At 70.6% G+C, this 2991-nt stretch carries 5 protein-coding genes; 3 read left to right on the top strand and 2 right to left on the bottom strand.

Annotated features, from left to right (window positions below):
• The 3 genes from BN11_RS14610 to BN11_RS14620 form a co-directional block, all read left to right on the top strand.
• Nucleotides 1-336: energy-coupling factor transporter transmembrane component T family protein (locus tag BN11_RS14610; RefSeq protein ID WP_327152871.1), on the top strand; the 336-nt coding region annotated here is incomplete at its 5' end.
• A gap of 7 nt (nt 337-343) precedes the next feature.
• Nucleotides 344-1099: an energy-coupling factor ABC transporter ATP-binding protein gene (locus tag BN11_RS14615; protein ID WP_048698834.1), complete on the top strand. Its 756-nt coding sequence runs from the start codon at nt 344-346 to the stop codon at nt 1097-1099.
• Between the two features lie 113 nt (nt 1100-1212).
• The gene (locus tag BN11_RS14620; protein WP_048698837.1) at nt 1213-1395 is read left to right on the top strand and encodes a hypothetical protein; all 183 of its coding nucleotides are present in this window, start codon (nt 1213-1215) and stop codon (nt 1393-1395) included.
• A gap of 5 nt (nt 1396-1400) precedes the next feature.
• On the opposite strand, the gene BN11_RS14625 is transcribed toward BN11_RS14620, so the two are convergent.
• Nucleotides 1401-1790 carry a VOC family protein gene (locus BN11_RS14625; RefSeq protein WP_048698840.1) on the bottom strand — a complete coding sequence of 130 codons (390 nt, stop codon included), beginning with the start codon at nt 1788-1790 and terminating at the stop codon, nt 1401-1403.
• A 10-nt stretch (nt 1791-1800) separates the two neighbouring features.
• Nucleotides 1801-2739: an LLM class F420-dependent oxidoreductase gene (locus tag BN11_RS14630; RefSeq protein WP_048698843.1), complete on the bottom strand. Its 939-nt coding sequence runs from the start codon at nt 2737-2739 to the stop codon at nt 1801-1803.
• Nucleotides 2740-2991 lie beyond the last annotated feature (252 nt).

Below are 2991 nucleotides of genomic sequence, written 5' to 3' on the forward strand. Positions count from 1 at the left end.
CCGCAGCCGCTGGTGCAGATCGCCTCGTTCATGGTGCGCTATCTCGAAGTCGTTCTCGGAGAACTCGATCGGATGCGGGTCGCGCGCGCATCCCGAGGGTTCACCGCGCGCTCCGTCCGGCACTGGCCGGTGCTGGCCGCGACTATCGGTGCCCTCTTCATCCGCTCCTACGAGCGGGGGGAGCGGGTGCATCTGGCCATGCTGTCCCGCGGGTATGCCGGCCGGTTGCCCTTCGCCGCCGAGCTCACCGCCACGCGGGTCCAGTGGGTCCGCGCGCTCGCCCTGCCGCTGATCGCGGCGGCCGGGTGCGTGGCGGCGTGGATGATGGCCTCGTGATCGCGGCATGAGCACCCCCGTCCTCGACCTCCGCGGCGTCGCCTTCGCCTATCCCGACGGGCACCAGGCCCTCTTCGGCGTCGACCTGCACGTCCACCCCGGCGAACGCGTCGCCCTCCTCGGTCCCAACGGCGCCGGCAAGACGACCCTCGTGCTGCATCTCAACGGCATACTCACCGCGGGCGCGGGCTCGGTGACGATCTCCGGGCTGCCGGTGACCAAGGACAACCTGCTGGAGATCCGGCGCCGCGTCGGCATCGTCTTCCAGGACCCCGACGACCAGCTGTTCATGCCGACGGTCCGCGAGGACGTCGCCTTCGGCCCGGCCAACCTCGGGCTCGCGCGCGAGGCGATCGACGAACGCGTCGAATCGGCGCTGCGGTCGGTGGGCATGCTCGACTTCGCCGACCGGCCCCCGCACCACCTCTCCTTCGGGCAGCGGCGCCGGGTCGCGGTGGCGACGGTGCTCGCGATGGAGCCGGAGATCCTCGTCCTGGACGAACCCTCCTCCAACCTCGACCCGGCGTCCCGGCGCGAACTGGCCGAGATCATCACGGCGCTCGGCGTGACGGTCCTGATGGTCACCCACGACCTGCCCTACGCGCTGCAGTTGTGCGAGCGCTCGGTCGTCCTGTCCGACGGGGTCATCGCCGCCGACGGGGCCACAGCCGACCTGCTGACCGACGCCGAGCTGCTCGCGCGTCACCGGCTGGAGTTGCCCTACGGCTTCGACCCGAGCGTCCTGGTTCGATCCGAGCGTTGACGGAGCTCACCCTCGAGGCTGAGCGACGTCATACCGGGGTCTGACGATATTCATCCCGGGTCGAGACCCAGGGTTGAGGACGCGGCACTGCGCGCCGCGAAATCCTTTGAGGCATGAACACATTCGCCGCCATCGCCACCTACCTCCTCGCCGCCGCCGGCGTGGCCCTGATGCTGGCGCTCGCCACGGTCCCGCTCGTCCTCGACCGCGACGCGGAGCGTTCGGACCTCGCCCCGGCCGTCCCGCTGCGCCCCCGCCCGGCCGCCGCCCCGACGGCCACCCCGCGCGCCGCCTGACCGGTCTACTTGTCGTAGGCCGTCGCGTGCTTGGGCTGATAGATCAGGATCGCGTCGGCGCCGGGCACCTCGACCTCGATACCGATGCCGAACCCCATGTCGGAGGGGCCGGTGAGGATGTTCGCGCCGCGCGCGGTGATCTCCTGCGCCGTGGCGCCGACATCGGTGGTCATCAGGCTCACCTGGTGATGGCGCGGGGCGCTGAACGACTCGCCCTCGAACTCGCCACCGGTCGGGTGGACGCCGATCTCGCACGGACCAGCGGAGAAGATGAGCCAGTCGGAGCCTTCGTTGTGGTCGTCGGTGACGAAGGGCAGCTGCAGCACATCCTTGAAGAACGCGCGCGTCGCCGACGCGTCGTCGCTGTAGATGAGTGCGTGAACGGCATTGATCATGTTTCCGACCCTACTTGAGAGCGAGCTGGGGGACGACCCGTTCGGCGACCAGGTCGAGGTGGTCGAGGTCGCTGAGGTCGAGCACCTGCAGGTAGACCCGTTGCACCCCGGCCTCGGCGTAGGTGCCCAGCTTGTCCACGCACTGCGCCGGGCTCCCCGCGACACCGTTCTCCGTGAGGTCCTCGACGGACCGTCCGATGGCGGTGGCCCGTCCGCACGCCTCGTCGTCGGTGCGGCCGCACGCGAGGACGAGCGCCGCCGAGCGCACGATCTCGCCGGGGTCACGGCCCGCCTGCGCGCAGGCGTCGGCGACGCGGTCGTACATCTGCGTGACCTCGGCGACCGGCGAGAAGGGGACATTGAACTCGTCGGCGAAGCGGGCCGCGAGATGAGGTGTCTTGTGAACGCCCTTGCCGCCCAGGATGATCGGGGGGCCCTGGGGAGTGGCGGGCTTGGGCAGCGCCGGGGCATCGGAGAGCGAATAGTGTTTGCCGGCAAAGGAATAGGGCTCGTCGATGGCCGTGCCCCACAGGCCGGTGATGATCTCGAGCTGCTCCTCGAGCCGCTCGAAGCGTTCGGCGACCGGGGGGAAGGGGATCCCGTAGGCCGCGTGCTCGTCCTCGAACCAGCCCGCGCCGAGCCCGAAGTCCACTCTGCCACCGGACATCCGGTCCACCTGCGCGACCGAGATGGCGAGCAGGCCGGGGTGCCGGAAGGTCGCTGCGGACACGAGTGTGCCGAGCCGGATCGTCGTCGTCTCCCGCGCCAACCCGGCGAGTGTGACCCACGAATCCGTCGGCCCCGGCAACCCGTCCGAACCACCCATGGCGAGGTAGTGATCGGACCGGAAGAACGCGGCATACCCGCAATCCTCGGCACGTCGCGCGACGGCCAGCTGGTCGTCGTAGGAGGCCCCTTGCTGAGGCTCGACGAAGATCCGCAGTTCCACGGCCGTCATCCTGGCAGGCCCGCCCAGTCAGGGATATGACCCGCCTGCCGCCCGGGCGCGAATTCATCTGTTGTCCATATTCCGGGGGGGCCCACAGCATCGTGGCCTACGGTCGCGGCATGGACGGGGGAGCAGCGCTGCGGGAGCGGCTGGAGCCGCTCTCGGGGCCCGTCCCGCTCGACCGGGCCGGCCTGGTGATCGCCGCGGTGCTGGCGGGCGTGATCATCGGCTGGGGGGGGGGGGGGGGGGGGG

Source organism: Nostocoides australiense Ben110 (assembly GCF_001050535.1).
In the GTDB taxonomy this organism is placed as follows: Bacteria; Actinomycetota; Actinomycetes; order Actinomycetales; family Dermatophilaceae; genus Nostocoides_A; species Nostocoides_A australiense.